The sequence below is a fragment of the Natrinema versiforme genome (assembly GCF_005576615.1).
GTDB lineage: Archaea > Halobacteriota > Halobacteria > Halobacteriales > Natrialbaceae > Natrinema > Natrinema versiforme_A.
On record NZ_CP040330.1, the window covers coordinates 453914 to 470156 of the forward strand.

Below are 16243 nucleotides of genomic sequence, written 5' to 3' on the forward strand. Positions count from 1 at the left end.
CGGTGGTCGCTCGCGGGTGCACTCCTTACAACTCGACCGCAGCGGTAACTCTGTGGGCTGTACTTATCGCCAGAACGCTGCCCGCATCACCTCCTGAGCAGTAACAAAGCCATTCGTTTCCAGATCATCCGCGTACTCACTCTTCAGCCCGCTCGAGCCGAACTCGCGCTCCACCCTCGAGATCCTCGAGCGGTTCGATGTCCGCAACGCGGCCTACGACGTTCACGGGCGCGGCGGCACGCGGTTCGCTCTCGTGACTCGCCGGCGTTTCGCCCCAGAACAGACAGAGCTTGTTCCCGGTCGGCCAGTACGCGATCGCACCCTCGGGAACGACCTCGGTGGCACTTTCCGCCGGCGCGTCGATCGAGATGTCGAAATAGAGCTCGTCGCCCCATCGCGTCGCCCGGCCCGAGACCGGCAGCGCGTCCTCGAGCGCCACTCTCGTCTCGGGCGCGTCGTCGCTCCAGATCGCCTCGAGGTCGCGATCGCCAACGGTGACGCGAAGGTCGCTCATACGCGGGGTCACGACCGGCCGATACTTCCCGGTGACGACCGCGGTATGGAATCAGACCGCCGGTCTCGACGGTCCTCGAGTCACGGCTCCGTACTCGTTCACGGGCGCTCGAGCCGGGCCGGCGAGTTCCGGTGTGAGAGTTACCACACAGCAGGCCGTAGGTGGTGTATGCTCGTCCAGCTCCGCCAGTACAAGCACGAGGAGGTCCAGTTCGACGACAACAGGACGACCGGCGAGTCCCAGACCGAAGACACGGTCAACCCAGAGGCGACGGACTACTTCGGGGAAGAGATGGACGATCTCGACGTCGAGACGTGGGATACCGTCGAGCACGAGGACGATCCGATCCAGCGCCGCTCGCTCACGATCGACGGTGTCACCGCCGTCTCCGTCCCGCGGGAGCCGACCGACGAGGACGATCCGGACCTCCCCGGGCAGACGATCCAGTTGCGCATGGGCGGCGGGATCGAAAACATCGCACAGGCCGAAATCGTCGAGGTACAGGACCTCGAGGTCGAAGAAGCGCCGGCCGAGGGCAAAGCGTCTCAGGACGGCGAATCCTACGGCAAGGAATCGATGGACGACGAGCCGTAGGGTGTCCGCTCGAGGCGGCGTCTCTTTTTGGACGAACGTCGACTCGAGGAGGCGGTCGTCGAGGGAACCCGAACCGGCGGGGGATGACAACCTCTGTCGGAGGCGATGCAGTCCCGAAATCGTTTTCAAGCGGTCGCGCGCACACTCGGTATGCCGACGGAATCGGACACTCATTATGACCCCTCGCTGGGGAACAAGTTCATCTTCGTCACCGGCGGCGTCATGTCGGGACTCGGCAAGGGGATTACGGCCGCGAGCACCGGCCGACTCCTCAAAAACGCCGGGTTCGACGTCACCGCGGTGAAGATCGATCCGTACCTGAACGTCGACGCGGGGACGATGAATCCCTACCAGCACGGGGAGGTGTACGTCCTCGAGGACGGCGGCGAGGTCGACCTCGATCTGGGGAACTACGAGCGGTTCCTCGATATCGACATGACCTCGGACCACAACATCACCACGGGGAAGACCTACCAGCACGTCATCGAGAAGGAGCGTGCGGGCGACTATCTGGGCAAGACGGTCCAGATAATCCCCCACATTACCGACGACATCAAACGGCGCATTCGCGAGGCTGCCGAAGGCACCGATGTCTGTATCATCGAAGTCGGCGGCACCGTCGGGGACATCGAGGGGATGCCCTACCTCGAGGCCCTGCGCCAGTTCGCCCACGAGGAACCGGAGGAGAACGTCCTCTTTACCCACGTTACCCTCGTTCCGTATTCGAAAAACGGCGAGCAAAAGACCAAGCCGACCCAGCACTCGGTCAAGGAGGTCCGCTCGATCGGCCTCCAGCCCGACGTGATCGTCGGCCGCTGCGAGGACCGACTCGACCCCGAAACCAAAGAGAAGATCGCGCTGTTCTGTGACATTCCCACGGAAGCGGTGTTTTCGAACCCCGACGTCGAGGACGTCTATCACGTCCCGCTGATGGTCGAAGACGAGGGGCTCGACCAGTACGTCCTCGAGCGCTTCGGCCTCGCCGACGAGGCGCTGCCGCCCGAGGAACGAACCAACGACTGGCGCGAGATCGTCACCACCGAGAAAGACGGCGAGATCGACATCGCGCTGGTCGGTAAGTACGACTTGGAGGACGCGTACATGTCGATCCACGAGTCGCTGAAACACGCCGGCTTCGAGGTCGGTAGCGACGTGAACGTCCACTGGGTGGCCGCCGACGAACTGAGCGACGACTACGACGGCCAACTCGAGGGGATGGACGGGGTCATCGTCCCCGGCGGCTTCGGCATGCGGGGCTCCGAAGGGAAGATCCGCGCGGTCCAGTACGCCCGCGAGAACGACGTTCCCTTCCTCGGGCTCTGTCTGGGCTTCCAGATGGCCGTCGTCGAGTACGCCCGGAACGTACTCGGCCTCGAGGGCGCACACTCCGCGGAGATGGAAGAAGACACGCCACACCCCGTCATCGACATCCTGCCCGAACAGTACGAGGTCGAGGACATGGGCGGCACGATGCGCCTCGGCGAGCACACGACCGTGATCGAACCCGAGACGCTGGCCTACGAACTATACGGCGACACGTCCTGTTCCGAGCGCCACCGCCACCGCTACGAGGTCAATCCGGAGTACTTCGACCAGTTCGAAGACGAGCCGCTCGTCTTCTCCGGGACCGCGGGCAACCGGATGGAGATCCTCGAACTCGAGGATCATCCCTTCTTCGTCGGGACGCAGTTCCACCCCGAGTACACGTCCCGACCCGGACAGCCGAGTCCGCCGTTCCTCGGGCTGGTCGAGGCCGTCCTCGAGCGGACCGAGACGGGAACCGAGAGCGAGGCCGCGGATACCGACGCCGACGCAGAAACCGAGGTAACCCACTGATGGTAGACACCGAGACGTTCGTCCCAGACGCAGTCGCAGAGATCGACGAGGAAATCGACGACGCAAACGCCGTCATCGCCCTTTCGGGCGGCGTCGACTCCTCGGTCGCCGCCGCGCTGGCCTACGAGGCCATCGGCGACCGACTCACGCCAGTCTACGTCGACACCGGCCTGATGCGGAAAGGCGAGACCGACCAGATCCGCGAGACCTTCGACTACATGGACTCGCTGCGGATCGTCGACGCGAAAGACCGGTTCCTCGAGGCCCTCGAAGGCGTCACCGACCCCGAGAAGAAGCGGTCGGTCATCGGTGAGCAGTTCATCCGAGAGTTCGAGCGCGAGGCGAAAGACGCGGACGCCGACTTCCTTGTGCAGGGGACGATCTACCCCGATCGCATCGAGAGCGAGGGCGGGATCAAGTCCCACCACAACGTCGGCGGGCTCCCCGAGGTCGTCGACTTCGAGGGGATCGTCGAACCCGTCCGCGACCTCTACAAGGACGAGGTCCGCGAGGTCGCCCGGCACCTCGGCCTCGATGAACTCGTCGCTGAGCGGATGCCGTTCCCCGGCCCCGGCCTCGCCGTGCGGATCATCGGCGAGATCACCGAGGAGAAACTGGAAGTGGCCCGCGAGGCAAACCATGTCGTCGAGGAAGAACTCGAGGAGTACGAGCCGTGGCAGGCGCTCGCGGCCGTCATCGGCAAGGCGACGGGTGTCAAGGGCGACAACCGGGTCCACGGCTGGGTCGTCTCCGTGCGCTCGGTCGAGTCCCGCGACGGGATGACTGCCCGCGCACAGGAGATCGACTGGGAGACCCTCCAGCGCATCCAGTCCCGAATCACGGGTGCCCACGAGAACGTCGCCCGCGTCGTCTACGACGTGACCCACAAACCGCCCGCGACCATCGAGTACGAATGAGCACCACTACGACCGCAGTCGTCGCCGGTTCCGACGAGGACGGCATCGCGGCGGCCCTCGAGGCCGAGGGCGTCGACGTGACCCGACTCGAGGGCGTCATCTCGCGCCCGCAACTCGAGGAGGCGGGCGTCGTCGCCGCCGACCTGTACGTGCTGACCGATATCGGACAGGCGACGACGATCCCGATCGTCTGCGACCTGAACGAGGACGTCCGGACCGTCGTCTACGCCCGGCGGACCGTCCCCGAGTTCGTCAAGGGACAACTCGATATCGCGATCGATCCGCAGTTGATGGACGCGAGCGTCGTCGCCGACGAACTCGTCGCGTGATGCTAACGGCTCGCTGACTGCGACAGTTGTCGGTTTCCGGTGTCGAGTTCCGACCTGGATTCGGCTATTTATTGCGCACATTGATAGCTGATGGCAATGGGGGCGGTATGAACTTTCTCGAGCGGTATTTCGGCGGAATAAATTCGGATTGAATCCGGCGGAATTCGGCGTAAGAGCGGTATACCATCACCCTCGTTCAAGTGGCAGCCGCCGCTACGTGGCAATGGAGGTCGACGGGCAGACCCCACCGATGGCACCCACCCCACCACCTGCACCCGCGACTTCCAGCAACCCCACCACAGCACCCTTCCCACCACTGCCAACCGATTCTCGCTGACGCGGGCCCACCCCCACCGGCTCGCGTCGCACCCTGCGATTCTGGCATCGGGGCGCGGCGGTTTCCGCCGCGTCCCGGGGATGACCCATCCCCCTTTTGACGCGTCGCGACGGCTGGTTTCCGCCAGCGCGGCGCTTCGCGACCGACGGCTTCGTTCTCGATAGGATCTCGGCGCGGAGTCGGCTACGGCGCGAACCGGTCCAGAACCGGGATCTCCTCGAGTCGCTCCTCGTCGAGCAGGTCCCAGTCGATGCCGGCCGGCTGCTCGTTCCCCGCGGGTCGCACTGTCCGCTCGGGCGTGACGACGAGGTCCATCGCGACGTCGTGGGCCCCGATCGCGACGGGGTCGCCGATTACCTGCCGCTCGTGGACCGTCGTCGCGACCGGCGTCGACTCGTCGACGAGCCCGAGTTCCCTGAGCACGGCGTACTCGAGGTCGCTGTAGCCCTCGCCCTTGCCGATCCGCCCGCCGTCTTCGGTGACCGCAACGCTGCCGGAAACGATCAGATCGACGCGATCGATCTCGTCCGGCCCCACCTGCTCGCCGTGTTTCGAGGAGCCGGACACGGTCGTCGCGTCGTCGTAGTCCTCGAGTTCGTCGGGGTCGAGTTTCAGGAAACACTGCTCGTCCCGGAGCCGCGGGACGGCCATGTAAACCGTCTTGCCCTCGCGCAGTGCCCGCCGCCTGACCGGCAACTGCGGGGCGTCGGGATTGGCCTTGATCGTCGTCGCGTCCGTCCACTCCGGCTGCTCGGCCAGCCGATCGGCGGCCTCGCTCGCCCCCGCGAAATTGGGGATCCGGCCGTGGGGCGGGAACGGAAACCGGGCCTCGCCGCTCTCTTCTAAGTCGTCCCAGACGCGTTCGCGGATCGTTTCCTTCTTGACGCGATCGGCGACGTCGCCGTCCCCCTCACTGTCGCCGCTTCCATCGGCGGAGCCCACGTCAGGCACCTCCGTCGGCCGCGTCGGCTTCGGTCCGGTCGCCGTTTTCCGGCTCGCCCGCTTCGTCGTCCGGTTCAGTCTCGGCCGCGAGGTCGATGATCTGCGGCGCTTCGGGGAGGATGATCTCCCCGAGCGCGAGCCGGACCGCGTCGGCGTGGCCGGGCAGACAGAAGACCGGCGTGCCGTCGGCGACGCCGGCGAGCGTGCGCGCGGCGACGACTTTCGTCCCCACTTCCTCGTAGGCCAGCGCGGTGAACAGTTCGCCGAAGGCGGTCAGTTCCTTCTCTAACAGCGGTTCGACGGCCTCGACGGTGATATCGGTCGGCTCGACGCTGGTCGCGCCGGCAGTGATCACGATATCGACGTCGTCCCGGTCGATCAGTCGCGAGACGATCGACTGGACCTTGTCGTGATCCGCGCCGACGTGTTCTCGCACCGTGATCTCGTCCCCCCTTTCCTCGAGTACCTCGGTAATCGTCTCACCGGCCGTGTCGGTCTCGAGCGAGCGGCTCGAGGCGATCGTGACGACGCCGGTACAGAGCGTTCCGTCGGCGCTGTCGGCACCGCCGGAACCGTCGGCGTCGGGGGCGTCCGTCTCGTTCATACGTCGTCTTCGAAAGCCGGCGGGTAAAAGCTACGCACGCGTCACGCCCCGGGACCCGGGCTCGGCCCCGGTCCCGGATCCCGGTCGCGGCCCGGGCTCGAGTCGGCGTCGTGGATCGGGTCCGAATCCGGCGACTCGGTCTCGAGGCCGTCGATGAGCGACTCGAGGGTCTCGATGTGGTCCTCGAACAGTCGCTCGCCGCGCTCGGTGAGCCGGTAGGTCGTCCGGGCCGTTCCGTCGACGAGTTCCGTATCGACGGCGACGCAGTCCGCGTCTTTCATGCGATCGATGTGGCTGGCGAGGTTCCCTTCGGTGACCTCGAGCGCCGCGGTGAGGTCGGTAAATCCCGTCTCGCCGTTGGCGTAGAGGTGCGCGAAGATACGAAGTCGCGTGGGCTGGTGAACGAGTTTGTCGAATTCCATCTTAATAGCGTGAGAGGACGGCGTAGGTTCCACTGTGGTGCAGTGCGATCCCGGCTCCGAGGGCGGCGTACTCCCAGCCCTCGAGGAGGGGGACGTACGGAATCGCCGCGGAGAGGGCCATGATCCACGCGCCACCGCCGATGAAGGCGTACCGATCGACGGCCCTGATATCGTACGCGGCGAGCAACTGGCCCATAAGGACGTAGCCGACGCCGACGACGGCCCCAGCCGAGACGAGCGCCAGACGGACCGCGTTCGTCGCGTCGAGGCTCTCGAAGACGGGCCGGAGCCCGACGAGCAAGACGCCGGTTCCAGCGAAGACGGCGAGTCCCCAACGGCGCTGATCCGGCACCCCTGTCGGCGGCCGGTAGTTCGATCTGACCCGTCGCTTCGCGAGTTCGCAGCCGGCGATCACGCCGGCGAACGCGACGGCGATCCACGGCCGGAACCCCTCGCGGAGCCAGAACTGGACGACGGCGAAGACGATCCCGGTACAGATCCCCTCGACGATCCAGAACCGCCACCAGTAGGGATGCTCCGACGCGAGCCCCATCGCTCCCTTGATCTCCTCGAGGTCGGTCCGGAGCGCGTCCGCGTCGACATCCTCGGATAGCTCTCGGCTCATCGTGGATCGGCGGCGGTCGTGGTCGACTCACCGTTCGTGTAGTACGTAAAGAGGTCGGTGTAGGTCGGTTCGACGATCTCGAGGCCTGCCTGATCGATCCTCGCAGCGTCCGCGATCGCGTCGCGCATCGATCCGCTGTCCGCAGTGGCTTCTTCGTACCGCTGTGGGACGAAGCCGCGAACGTTCCCGGCCACCGCGAACGGGGCTCCGTCGACGGCGTCCGCGAGGGCGCTCGCGTTCGACGCGCTCGTCTCGAGGACGGGCGGGACCGACGCCAACAGTTCGTCGGGCGGTCCCGTCGCGACGATCCGGCCGTCGGCGAGGAAGGCGATCCGATCGGCGATGTCCGCGTTCATCGGCCGGTGGCTGGCGACGACGATCGTCTTCCCCGCGTCGCGTTTCTCGCGAAACAGCTCGTGGATCGTCGGGATCGTCGCGAGATCCAGCGCCGCGGTCGGCTCGTCGAACAGGTACAGCGGCGCGTCGATACTGGCGGCGATCGCGAACTCGAGTTTCCGGACCATCCCGCCCGAGTAGTCCGCGACGGGTTTCTCGAGGTCGTCGGCGATCCCCAGCCGCTCGACGTGGTCGCGCCACTCGTCGGTGAACTGCGGGTGCAGCCGGCGGTAGAAATCGACGTTCTCGCGGCCGGTGAGATCCTCGAGTGCGAGCGCGTCCTGCAGGAGGAAACTCGTCGTGTCCGAGCGGGCCGTTGCCGGTTCGCCGAACACCTCGACGCTGCCCGCGGACGGCGTTTGGCTGCCGGCGAGACAGGAGAGCAACACCGACTTGCCGACGCCGTTTGGCCCCATCAGGACGAGGAGTTCTCCGTCCTCGACCGTGAGATCGACGTCATCGAGGACGCCCGCTTCGCCGAAGGACTTGCTGACACCGTTGGCGGTCGCGACCGGATCGCTCACGGCAGCCACCCCTGATCGTAGAGCGTTCGGTTCACGAGCATCGTTCCGGCGACGATCGCGAGAACGGCGTACGCGGCGAGCAGTGCGAGAAACGCCGGCCCGGTCGGCATCGCGGGCGGCGCGACGCCGAGTTCGGTCCAGTTCTCGGCCGGGACGAGGTGGGAGACGAGCAGCCGTGTCGGGAGCGTGTTCGGGAGGACGTTCAGTACCGGCCCGTCGATCGGCGACTGTGCCGGTACGGTCCCGTTGAGCCCGGTGAGGACGAACCCTCCGACGGCGACAAGCGTGGTCGTCATCGATGCGACTCGCTCGTTGCCGGCGACGACGACGAACGGGATCGCGACGACCATCCAGAACAGACAGGTCAACGCGCCGGCAGCGAGGGCGATCGGCACCGATTCGGGGCCGCGGAGCCCGTAGGACGCGCCGGTCGCCAGTCCGGCGGCGATCGTCGCGGCGAACGCGCCCCCCGCGAGGACGAGCCCGGCGGCCATTCGGCCGGCCAGTTCGGCCGACGGGGCGATCGGCATCGAGCGATAGGCCACGTAGCGCCGGTCCTCGAGGTCGGTCGCGAGCTGATTCCCGAAGACGAAGAGACAGACGAACATCGACCCCAGAATCCCGATTCCGATGGAGACGGTTGCGTCGGACACGGCTGACCCATTGGTCCCCTGTGTCGTCTGGAGCAGGTACATGATCGCTGGGAACGCGATCACCCACGTCAGCATGAGCCAACTATTCCGGACCTCCCGGAGGCTCCGGCGAGCGAACGCACCGGCCTGCTCGAGCCAGACGCGCCGACCCCCGGTCGATCTCCGTTCGGTGCCGCGCATCTCTCGCGTATCGATTGCCATCGTTTCGCGTCGTCCCGACGGCGGCCTGACAGATAATCCTTTGCATCGCAAAGTCACTTTCCAGTACAAAGTATGGTTCTCGCCGGCCGTCACATGCTGGTAGCCCAACTGTTATGGACGCCGTTTCCGTTGGCTCGCGTATATGCAGGCAGTCCAATTCGCGGAGCACGGCGACACGGACGTCATCGAGTACGGCGAGTACCCCGACCCCGAGGTCGGCCGGGACGAGGTCTTGGTCGACATCAAGGCGGCCGCGCTCAACCACCTCGATATCTGGACGCGCCGCGGGATGCCGGGGATCGACCTCGAGATGCCCCACGTACCGGGCAGCGACGCGGCCGGCGTCGTCGAGGAGGTCGGCGAGGACGTGACCCGTTTCGAACCGGGTGATCGCGTCGCGCTCTCGGCCGGCGTCGGCGACCTGCGGATGGACGACCCGACCCTCGATCCGAAGTTCCACATCATCGGCGAGCACGTCCAGGGCGTCCACTCCGAGTACGCCGCCGTCCCCGAGGACAACCTGCTTCCCGTCCCCGAGGGCGTCGACTGGTCGGTCGCCGGCTCCAGTTGCCTCGTGTTCCAAACCGCCTGGCGGATGCTCATCGAACGCGCCGACCTCGAGGCCGGCGAGTCGGTGCTCGTCCTGGGGGCAAGCGGCGGGGTCGGCCACGCCGCCTTACAGATCGCCGACTACGCGGGCGCAGAGGTGTACGCGACGGGGAGCACGGAGGAGAAACTCGAGTACGCCGAGGAACACGGCGCGGACCACGTCTGTAACTACGAGGAGGAGGACTTCGCGGACTGGGTCTTGGAGGAGACCGACGGCCGCGGGGTCGACGTCGTCGTCGAGCACGTCGGCGCGCCGACGTGGCGGAACTCGCTGAAGAGCCTGACCAAGGGCGGGCGACTCGTGACCTGTGGCGGCACCGGCGGCGGCAACCCCGAGACGGACATTCCCCGCATCTTCTGGGAACAGCTCACGATCATCGGGTCGACGATGGCCACGCCCGATCAGGTCGACGACGTGATGGAACTCGTCTGGGACGGCACCTTCGAACCCGCGATCCGCGAGGAGCTGCCGATGAGCGAGACGGCACGCGCCCACGAGATCATCGAGAACCGCGACGGGTTCGGCAAGGTCGTCGTCCGCCCGGACAGCGAACTCTAGGCGGGCGACCGAGGCGGTCGAACCCGCCACGCCTTCGGCTCGAAACTGTCAGGGCAGGCAACCGTGAGGGCTTTCACGACGCGCTCGAAACCCCCAGTAGTGACCTCGAGCGACGACGGCGGTTACGTCCACGATCCAGCGACGTTCGACGCCGACGCGGACGGCGAAGGGGGAGCCGACGGGCCGGCGGCCGGCCCCGACGAGGAACCGGCCCACCCGTCGACGGCCGACCGCGAGTTCGACTGGCGCGGCTGGACCCTCGTCGGCGTGCTGATCGTCGCGTTTCTCGTCGCTCCGACCGCGATCTATCTCGTCCCGCCGGGTGCGGAAGGATATCGCTTCGCGCTGCTAATTTTGCCGCTCGCACCCGCCGTTTTGCTCGCGATTACGGCCGTCTGGGCGACGACGCGGCCCTGAAGACGAGTCTCTGCGGCGCTTCCTACTCTCTGTCGATCGGCGCGAAAAGAAATCGCTTCGTTACGCTTGCGCGTCCGCTTCGCAGACGTCCTCGAGCAGGTCGAGGACGGCCGATCCGTCGTCGACATCCCGGGCGGGCGTCTCCTCCCGGTCGACGTACGCGGCGAGCTCGGTATAGATCCGATCGGCCTGCGAGCCGGTGAGTCGTTCCGTTCCGTCGCCCGCCTCGAGCGTCTCGATTCCCTCGAGTACCCACTCGGGCGGCGTTCCGTCCGCGTCGAGGGCCTCGTCGAGGCGGTTCGATAGGACGTGGTGGACGACCCATTGTTCGTCTCTGGAGAGCGTGACTTCGTACGTCTCGGTTTCCGGTTGTGAGGAGCTCATTTCGTCAGACGGGACCGGGTTCGTCGGTCCTCGACCAACGCTACGAACAGCGGCATAATAAGCCTTGTTACCGCATGCCATAGTTGCTGGGTTCGATCGCCGGTGTCGATCGCACGAATCCTGTCGGGACTCGAAGCCGATCGATCGTCCGTGTCGGGACTGCGGACAGTCAGTCTCTCGATCAAAAGCTACTAACAGAATCGCGACCAGTGAACACACAGAGCGACGCTGATGGACTTCGCGACGCTATCCGGGGAAATCGCGACCGGCCGCATCGGGCACGCACTCTCGCGGCTCGTTCCCGCGACGCCGATCTGGGAGCGCGAGTGGGACGTCTGCTGTGTCCTCGACGGCTGCCGGCTCGATCTCATGCGCGAGGCCGCCGCGGCCGGCCACGAGACGCTTCCCGACCCCGACTCGGTGGGCTCGCTGTGGTCGGTCGGCTCTCAGTCCGCCGAGTGGATGGATCGGACCTTCGCTCCCGAGCACCGCGAGGCGATGGCCCGGACCGCATACGTGACCGGCAACCCCTTCTCCTCGCAGGACTGTGAGCACATCCTCGTCACCTCCGACGAGGTGCTCCCGCTCACGGCCGACGATTTCGGCGTCTTCCACGAGGCGTGGCGCGAGGAGTGGGTCGACGACGACATCTCGACGATCCCACCCGAGCCGCTGACCGACGCGGCGATCGCGATCTGGCGCAACCGCGAGGAGTTGGGCGTCGACCGCGTGCTGGTCCACTACATGCAGCCCCACGCGCCCTTCCGGTCGCGGCCGGGCTGGTTCTTCGGCTCGGCCGATATCGAGCACTGGGGGCAGTTCACCGACGGGGAGGACGACGACGAGGAGGTCGATCTCGAGGATCTCGAGCCGGCCGAACGCGAGGCCCTCGAGGCGCTGGCCGAAGCCGAGGCTGAGAGCGACGACGACGAGACGGACTCGATGAACGATCCGTGGATGCGCCTGCGCGACGGCGACCTCTCCTTCGAAGCGGTCTGGGACGCCTACCGGGACAACCTCGAGTGGGTGTTAGACGACCTTGCGCGCCTGCTCGGGAACTGCGACGGGCGGGTCGCGATGACCAGCGACCACGGGAACGGGCTCGGCGAATTCGGCGTCTGGTCGCACCCGCCCGGAACGCCGGTCCCCGCGCTCCGGCGGGTTCCGTGGGCGGTCCGCGACGGACGGGATACGGGAACCTGCGATCCCGCGCTCCCCGAGGAGATCCGCGAGGAAAGCGGGGCGGGAGCGGGCGGTTCCGACGGCGGTGACGAGATCGAGTCGCGCCTCGAGGCGCTGGGCTACCGGTGACGAGCGCTCTTCGAGACGCGATCTACGCCCTTCGCAAGGCGCGGCTTGGTCTCGAGCGTCGGCGACTCGATTACGGCGCGGAGACCCGCGAGCGGGCCGAGCGGCTGGCCGCGGTGCTTCCGGCGTCGACCGCCGAACTTCGCGAGTACGAGCGGGAGTACGACGACCTCGAGTGGTTTCACGACAGCTACGCCGACCGCGTCGAAGAGATTCACGACGCCGGCGTCGCCACTGACACGACCCACTGGCGCGACGGGGTGACGCTGTACGTGGTCTGTCGCGCGCTCGAGGTCGAGACCGCGGTCGAAACCGGGGTGCTGTTCGGCTCCTTCGACGCGCACATTCTGGCTGCGATGGCGGAAAACGGTGGTGGGACGCTGCACGCGGTAGACCTGCCCGGCGGGCCGCCCGGTCCCTTCGAGTACGGCCATCTAATTCCGGATCGCTGTCGCGACCGCTGGCGGCTTCATCGCGGGGACGCGCGTGAGGTGCTTCCGACCCTGCTCGAGCGCGTCGGGCCGCTCGATCTGTTCTTGCACGATTCGGACCACCGGCTGCCCCACATGCGCTACGAGTACGAGACGGCGCTGTCGCGGCTCGAGCCCGGCGGGGTCCTCGCGAGTCACGACGTGCGGCTCTCGCGGCTGTTCGATCGATTCACCGACGCGAACGGACTCCGGTCGTGCGTGGTCTGTGATACGGGGATCGCGCGGCGGCCGCGCTAGCGTTCGTTTCGACTCTCCGTCTGGTCCGCTCGCTCCGCTCGAGCGGTCCCCTCGTCCGCCGCGTCGCCGTGCTCCCCACGCAGGTCACAGAGGACCGCGAGGCGTTCGGCGCGCTGGATCAGCAGCGCGCGCCCGGCACCCGTGAGGCGGTAGTCGATGGTTCGGCCGAGCAGTCCGTCGCGCGTCGCGACGAGGTCGCGGGCGACGAGCGCGCGGAGATTCGGCTCGAGCCGGGCGCGACTGACCGTCGGATACCGGCGCTCGAGCATCGCGATGAGCCCCGCGGGAGACCGCGAGCGGTCGTCGCGCTCGCAGCGGGCGATCGCCTCGAGACAGTCGCGTTGGAACCCGGTGAGGTCGACCCACGCGAGCCGGCCGTCTGTTATCGGATCGTCTGGGGGCGATGCGTCTGCTCGAGCGGGAGGTTCAAGGTCCCGCGAGTCGTCGTCGGGCATGGCTTTCAGTGGAGTACGGAAGCCACGCGGGCCGGTGGTAGTGACACCGGGTCCGCATTCTCTCGAGGACCAAATCGGGCAGTCGTGGGTCCGGTTGGCTTCCGTTGCTCTGAGCAATGGTGTTATGAGGCTTATATTTGACGCTATATGAACTCATAAAGAGGATATATGTTGCCATTCACTTGCGTGCCACCTGAAGTTATGACTGGAAAGCGTGAGCACCAACTGAATGCGTCCGCTGGTTTCGTGGATGACGAAGTCTGATCCTGCAATTCTCGAAATCTTCGAGGAAGCAGGAATCGCTATCCCGCCAGCAGTTGCAGAATTCAATTTGGAAGGCGTTTCGAAATCTACGATCACTAGACGCCTTCCAGTTTTGGTGGACCACGGCCTATTGGAGCAAGTAGACGAGGAACGGGGCTACTACCGAATTACGGATCAAGGTCGCGCCTATCTCAAGGGTGAATTAGAGAGTGACGACCTTGAACCATCAGAATGATATCGTACGCACGACCCCTGAAATCCTATTTTTCGACTTGCTGAATAGACTATTTCCGACCACAACTAGCGGATCGTATTGATAATTCCGAGATGATTGGCAGTTCAATCGAAAGATTAATTCGTAATCTGTACACGACAAACCCCGGTTCGTATGCATATTCAGGAATCGGGTTTTATTGACACATGACCTCAGGGAGGTGCCTTACAATACAAGTCAAATTTATTCGTCTCGAAACAGTCTATTTCCGATAATTTATCAATATTCAGTCTCTTCCTACTAAAGAACATGCATCGAAAACATATCAATCTCAAATCGATACACTTTGATGAGGAACATTTCCGGGAGCTAGTGGATGTTATAGTAAAAGGTTCTGAGAATCCGAGTATACGGATCGAAGTTCATGATGAAACTGGCGTTAGAGAGTTTGAAAACCTTGATAATTTGTTCTCAAATCCATTTCTTCCAGATAACATCTTGAAATTCGCTCTTAGCGTTCGTACGGATCACGGCCATGCTAAACTAAGAGGTAATGGAAAATGGGACACAAATAAATTATATCTGAAGGGAAATGATGAATGGGTTAGCGGAAGAAAGGATGAGATAGAGATTTTCATCCGAAGAAACGAACTTTCCAAAATAAGGTCCCATATTAACTTCTGGCCTAGGTTAGGGATAATGTTTCTTGGATTGGGATTTCTCGTGAGTACGCAGATACGTCATATATTGTATTTGTTTGGAGTTCCAATTTATTACACATACACCGTGTATGATGCTATGAATCTCGTGATCGGCCTCTCAATAGTATCTGCTGGGTGGTCCATTCATAAACTGTGGCCATATGTAGCAATTAAGACAGAGGATTCCCAAGCCGGGTACGCTAAGAACCTCTGGAGAGCTATAGTAGGGATTTCAATTATACTCGGTATCGTGGGGCCTCTTATTCAGATAGTGGAATTGATCTAGTACAAATTAGAATGAGGTCACTGGTCTTTACTTGGTAGATGTTTGGCCATAGTAGCCCCTATGCTTTGACCCCATGGATCCTCCTGCATCAAATTTGATATCTTAGTTAGATTTTTCAGATAGTGTCCCCGGATATAGACTTCGTAATCTGGAGCAAGATATGGCGGCAAATTGAACTCAGCTTCTAACCGATCCACAAAATCATTCATCAAGCTTATAGTAGATAGTATTGCTTTTGAAATCGGTGGCCAAATTGGTGCAACATCGGCGACCGACACATCTGATCTAATCGTGCTATACACTATTGCATGAGACTCAATCTGATCATCTTCCCAAGCATCCAGATCACAAAAGGGAGGCTGATCTATTGAGACTCCAAATCCCTTCTCAGTGGAAAGAATCAATTCAATACCAACTCCATCATGAATAACTTCATTTCTAAAAGATCTGATATCGTTGAAAATAGCAGCGTATGACTCATACACATTGGCCAATTCTGGGCTTAGTCCATAGATATCTTCCAGTTTCTCAGAAGGAACCGGTTCATTTGACTCAAGAGCCATTTTCGTAAAGTTTTCTGGGAGTTGATTACCACTACTTTCATGAAGTTCTATCCTCTCCCAGACACATCTAAAAACTTCTTGGAAGAGGTCATAGACACTTCTACAAACGGTGAATATATACTCAACTTCAGTTATTGTAAGCCTCCGCACATCCAAATCGGTATCATTCCGAACTTCTTGATAGAAGCCAATCTTTGAGAAGGCTGCCGCTATATTCATAAAATCCTGAACGATTGATCGAACCTTTTCCTGGATTTCAGGATGGAGAGAAGTTTGTACCAAAAAATCCACAGCCTTGATTGTCACATCCAAGTTACCTGCTGGTTCCTTCGCGAAATACAACCCCTCACCGAGAACGCCTCGATCTCGATAGATGCGATCATTGGAGTTGGCTTTCCAGTTATACCACTCTGGGTTTTCAAGATCATCATCATACTTGCCATTGTGTTCAGGACTATATACTGGGTAAATTGGAAGGAGGCGACCATGTGCAGGGTTATCTATAAAGAATAGTTTATCAAAATCTGATTCTCTGATATCTGATCTTTTCATAACAATATATCTTAAGATGATGGGTATATTTCTTTCGTGTATCTCTCAGGTAGGGATAGAGTCGAAGGTTTTCGGACGGAGATGGGTGGTTCCCTGTAATTTTTGTGCTGTCGCCTTGCGAGTGTTCTCTACTCAAACTACCGAATTGCGTCACTTACTGCTAGACCGTGTTGATCTGCAACCTCGGCTGCGAGACCCATGCCTGTTCTTCTTTCTCCGTTCCTTATGCTCCCAAGCGAGCAGTGACAGTGCGTAGATAATCAGTAGGTCATCTTGTGGATGTCGTATCCGCTAACGGATAGCCGCGGC

19 protein-coding genes and 1 pseudogene are annotated in these 16243 nt (G+C 62.6%); 10 read left to right on the forward strand and 10 right to left on the reverse strand.

The annotated features are described in order from the left end of the window. Positions 1 to 136 precede the first annotated feature (136 nt). Entirely contained in the window at positions 137 to 514 is a 378-nt protein-coding gene (locus FEJ81_RS02190) for a cyclophilin-like family protein (protein ID WP_138243727.1), read from the reverse strand. A gap of 168 nt (positions 515 to 682) precedes the next feature. Between FEJ81_RS02190 and FEJ81_RS02195 the strand changes: the two genes are divergently transcribed. The 4 genes from FEJ81_RS02195 (at position 683) to FEJ81_RS02210 (ending at position 4190) form a co-directional block, all read left to right on the forward strand. Then, positions 683 to 1108, forward strand: coding sequence for a hypothetical protein (locus FEJ81_RS02195; RefSeq protein ID WP_138243728.1), 426 nt, complete (start codon positions 683 to 685; stop codon positions 1106 to 1108). 150 nt (positions 1109 to 1258) lie between these two features. Continuing rightward, a complete protein-coding gene (pyrG, locus tag FEJ81_RS02200) occupies positions 1259 to 2944 on the forward strand; it encodes a glutamine hydrolyzing CTP synthase (protein WP_138243729.1) in 1686 nt (561 codons plus the stop codon). Then, positions 2944 to 3861 (forward strand): glutamine-hydrolyzing GMP synthase, encoded by a 918-nt coding sequence (guaA, locus tag FEJ81_RS02205; RefSeq protein WP_138243730.1) that lies wholly within the window; start codon positions 2944 to 2946, stop codon positions 3859 to 3861. The genes pyrG and guaA overlap by 1 nt, the downstream gene beginning before the upstream one ends. Further along, the gene (locus tag FEJ81_RS02210; protein WP_138243731.1) at positions 3858 to 4190 is read left to right on the forward strand and encodes a DUF7126 family protein; all 333 of its coding nucleotides are present in this window, start codon (positions 3858 to 3860) and stop codon (positions 4188 to 4190) included. The genes guaA and FEJ81_RS02210 overlap by 4 nt, the downstream gene beginning before the upstream one ends. A gap of 520 nt (positions 4191 to 4710) precedes the next feature. Here the strand turns inward: FEJ81_RS02210 and FEJ81_RS02215 are convergent. The 6 genes and pseudogenes from FEJ81_RS02215 to FEJ81_RS02240 all read right to left on the reverse strand — a co-directional run bounded on the left by FEJ81_RS02215 (position 4711) and on the right by FEJ81_RS02240 (position 8894). Then, complete coding sequence (locus FEJ81_RS02215) at positions 4711 to 5469, reverse strand: 5-formyltetrahydrofolate cyclo-ligase (protein ID WP_394349646.1); 759 nt, start codon at positions 5467 to 5469, stop codon at positions 4711 to 4713. 1 nt (position 5470) lies between these two features. Then, the gene (locus tag FEJ81_RS02220) at positions 5471 to 6073 is read right to left on the reverse strand and encodes a MogA/MoaB family molybdenum cofactor biosynthesis protein (RefSeq protein WP_138243733.1); all 603 of its coding nucleotides are present in this window, start codon (positions 6071 to 6073) and stop codon (positions 5471 to 5473) included. Between the two features lie 134 nt (positions 6074 to 6207). After that, a pseudogene (locus FEJ81_RS02225) lies at positions 6208 to 6495 on the reverse strand (transcriptional regulator); the annotation flags it as partial. A gap of 1 nt (position 6496) precedes the next feature. Next, complete coding sequence (locus FEJ81_RS02230; protein WP_138243735.1) at positions 6497 to 7120, reverse strand: hypothetical protein; 624 nt, start codon at positions 7118 to 7120, stop codon at positions 6497 to 6499. Beyond that, the gene (locus FEJ81_RS02235) at positions 7117 to 8040 is read right to left on the reverse strand and encodes an ABC transporter ATP-binding protein (protein ID WP_324618336.1); all 924 of its coding nucleotides are present in this window, start codon (positions 8038 to 8040) and stop codon (positions 7117 to 7119) included. The genes FEJ81_RS02230 and FEJ81_RS02235 overlap by 4 nt, the downstream gene beginning before the upstream one ends. Beyond that, positions 8037 to 8894, reverse strand: a complete 858-nt coding sequence (locus FEJ81_RS02240) for an ABC transporter permease (protein WP_138243737.1) — start codon at positions 8892 to 8894, stop codon at positions 8037 to 8039. Before FEJ81_RS02240 ends, FEJ81_RS02235 begins: the two co-directional genes overlap by 4 nt. A gap of 142 nt (positions 8895 to 9036) precedes the next feature. Between FEJ81_RS02240 and FEJ81_RS02245 the strand changes: the two genes are divergently transcribed. Beyond that, positions 9037 to 10062 (forward strand): zinc-binding dehydrogenase, encoded by a 1026-nt coding sequence (locus tag FEJ81_RS02245; RefSeq protein ID WP_138243738.1) that lies wholly within the window; start codon positions 9037 to 9039, stop codon positions 10060 to 10062. Between the two features lie 99 nt (positions 10063 to 10161). Then, the gene (locus FEJ81_RS02250; protein WP_138243739.1) at positions 10162 to 10479 is read left to right on the forward strand and encodes a hypothetical protein; all 318 of its coding nucleotides are present in this window, start codon (positions 10162 to 10164) and stop codon (positions 10477 to 10479) included. Between the two features lie 60 nt (positions 10480 to 10539). Here the strand turns inward: FEJ81_RS02250 and FEJ81_RS02255 are convergent, their stop codons facing one another. Next, the gene (locus FEJ81_RS02255; RefSeq protein ID WP_138243740.1) at positions 10540 to 10863 is read right to left on the reverse strand and encodes a DUF7853 family protein; all 324 of its coding nucleotides are present in this window, start codon (positions 10861 to 10863) and stop codon (positions 10540 to 10542) included. Between the two features lie 231 nt (positions 10864 to 11094). Between FEJ81_RS02255 and FEJ81_RS02260 the strand changes: the two genes are divergently transcribed. After that, positions 11095 to 12174 carry an alkaline phosphatase family protein gene (locus FEJ81_RS02260; RefSeq protein ID WP_138243741.1) on the forward strand — a complete coding sequence of 360 codons (1080 nt, stop codon included), beginning with the start codon at positions 11095 to 11097 and terminating at the stop codon, positions 12172 to 12174. After that, complete coding sequence (locus tag FEJ81_RS02265) at positions 12171 to 12899, forward strand: class I SAM-dependent methyltransferase (protein WP_138243742.1); 729 nt, start codon at positions 12171 to 12173, stop codon at positions 12897 to 12899. Before FEJ81_RS02260 ends, FEJ81_RS02265 begins: the two co-directional genes overlap by 4 nt. Here FEJ81_RS02265 and FEJ81_RS02270 read toward each other — a convergent pair. Next, positions 12896 to 13354, reverse strand: coding sequence for a PadR family transcriptional regulator (locus FEJ81_RS02270; protein ID WP_138243743.1), 459 nt, complete (start codon positions 13352 to 13354; stop codon positions 12896 to 12898). The genes FEJ81_RS02265 and FEJ81_RS02270 overlap by 4 nt on opposite strands. A gap of 229 nt (positions 13355 to 13583) precedes the next feature. Here FEJ81_RS02270 and FEJ81_RS02275 point away from each other — a divergent pair, with 229 nt between their 5' ends. Together FEJ81_RS02275 and FEJ81_RS02280 are read left to right on the forward strand one after the other, a co-directional pair. Beyond that, complete coding sequence (locus FEJ81_RS02275) at positions 13584 to 13853, forward strand: IclR family transcriptional regulator (protein WP_138243744.1); 270 nt, start codon at positions 13584 to 13586, stop codon at positions 13851 to 13853. 288 nt (positions 13854 to 14141) lie between these two features. Beyond that, a complete protein-coding gene (locus FEJ81_RS02280) occupies positions 14142 to 14819 on the forward strand; it encodes a hypothetical protein (protein WP_138243745.1) in 678 nt (225 codons plus the stop codon). A gap of 17 nt (positions 14820 to 14836) precedes the next feature. Here FEJ81_RS02280 and FEJ81_RS02285 read toward each other — a convergent pair whose 3' ends face one another. Then, positions 14837 to 15934 (reverse strand): hypothetical protein, encoded by a 1098-nt coding sequence (locus FEJ81_RS02285; protein WP_138243746.1) that lies wholly within the window; start codon positions 15932 to 15934, stop codon positions 14837 to 14839. Between the last annotated feature and the right edge of the window lie 309 nt (positions 15935 to 16243).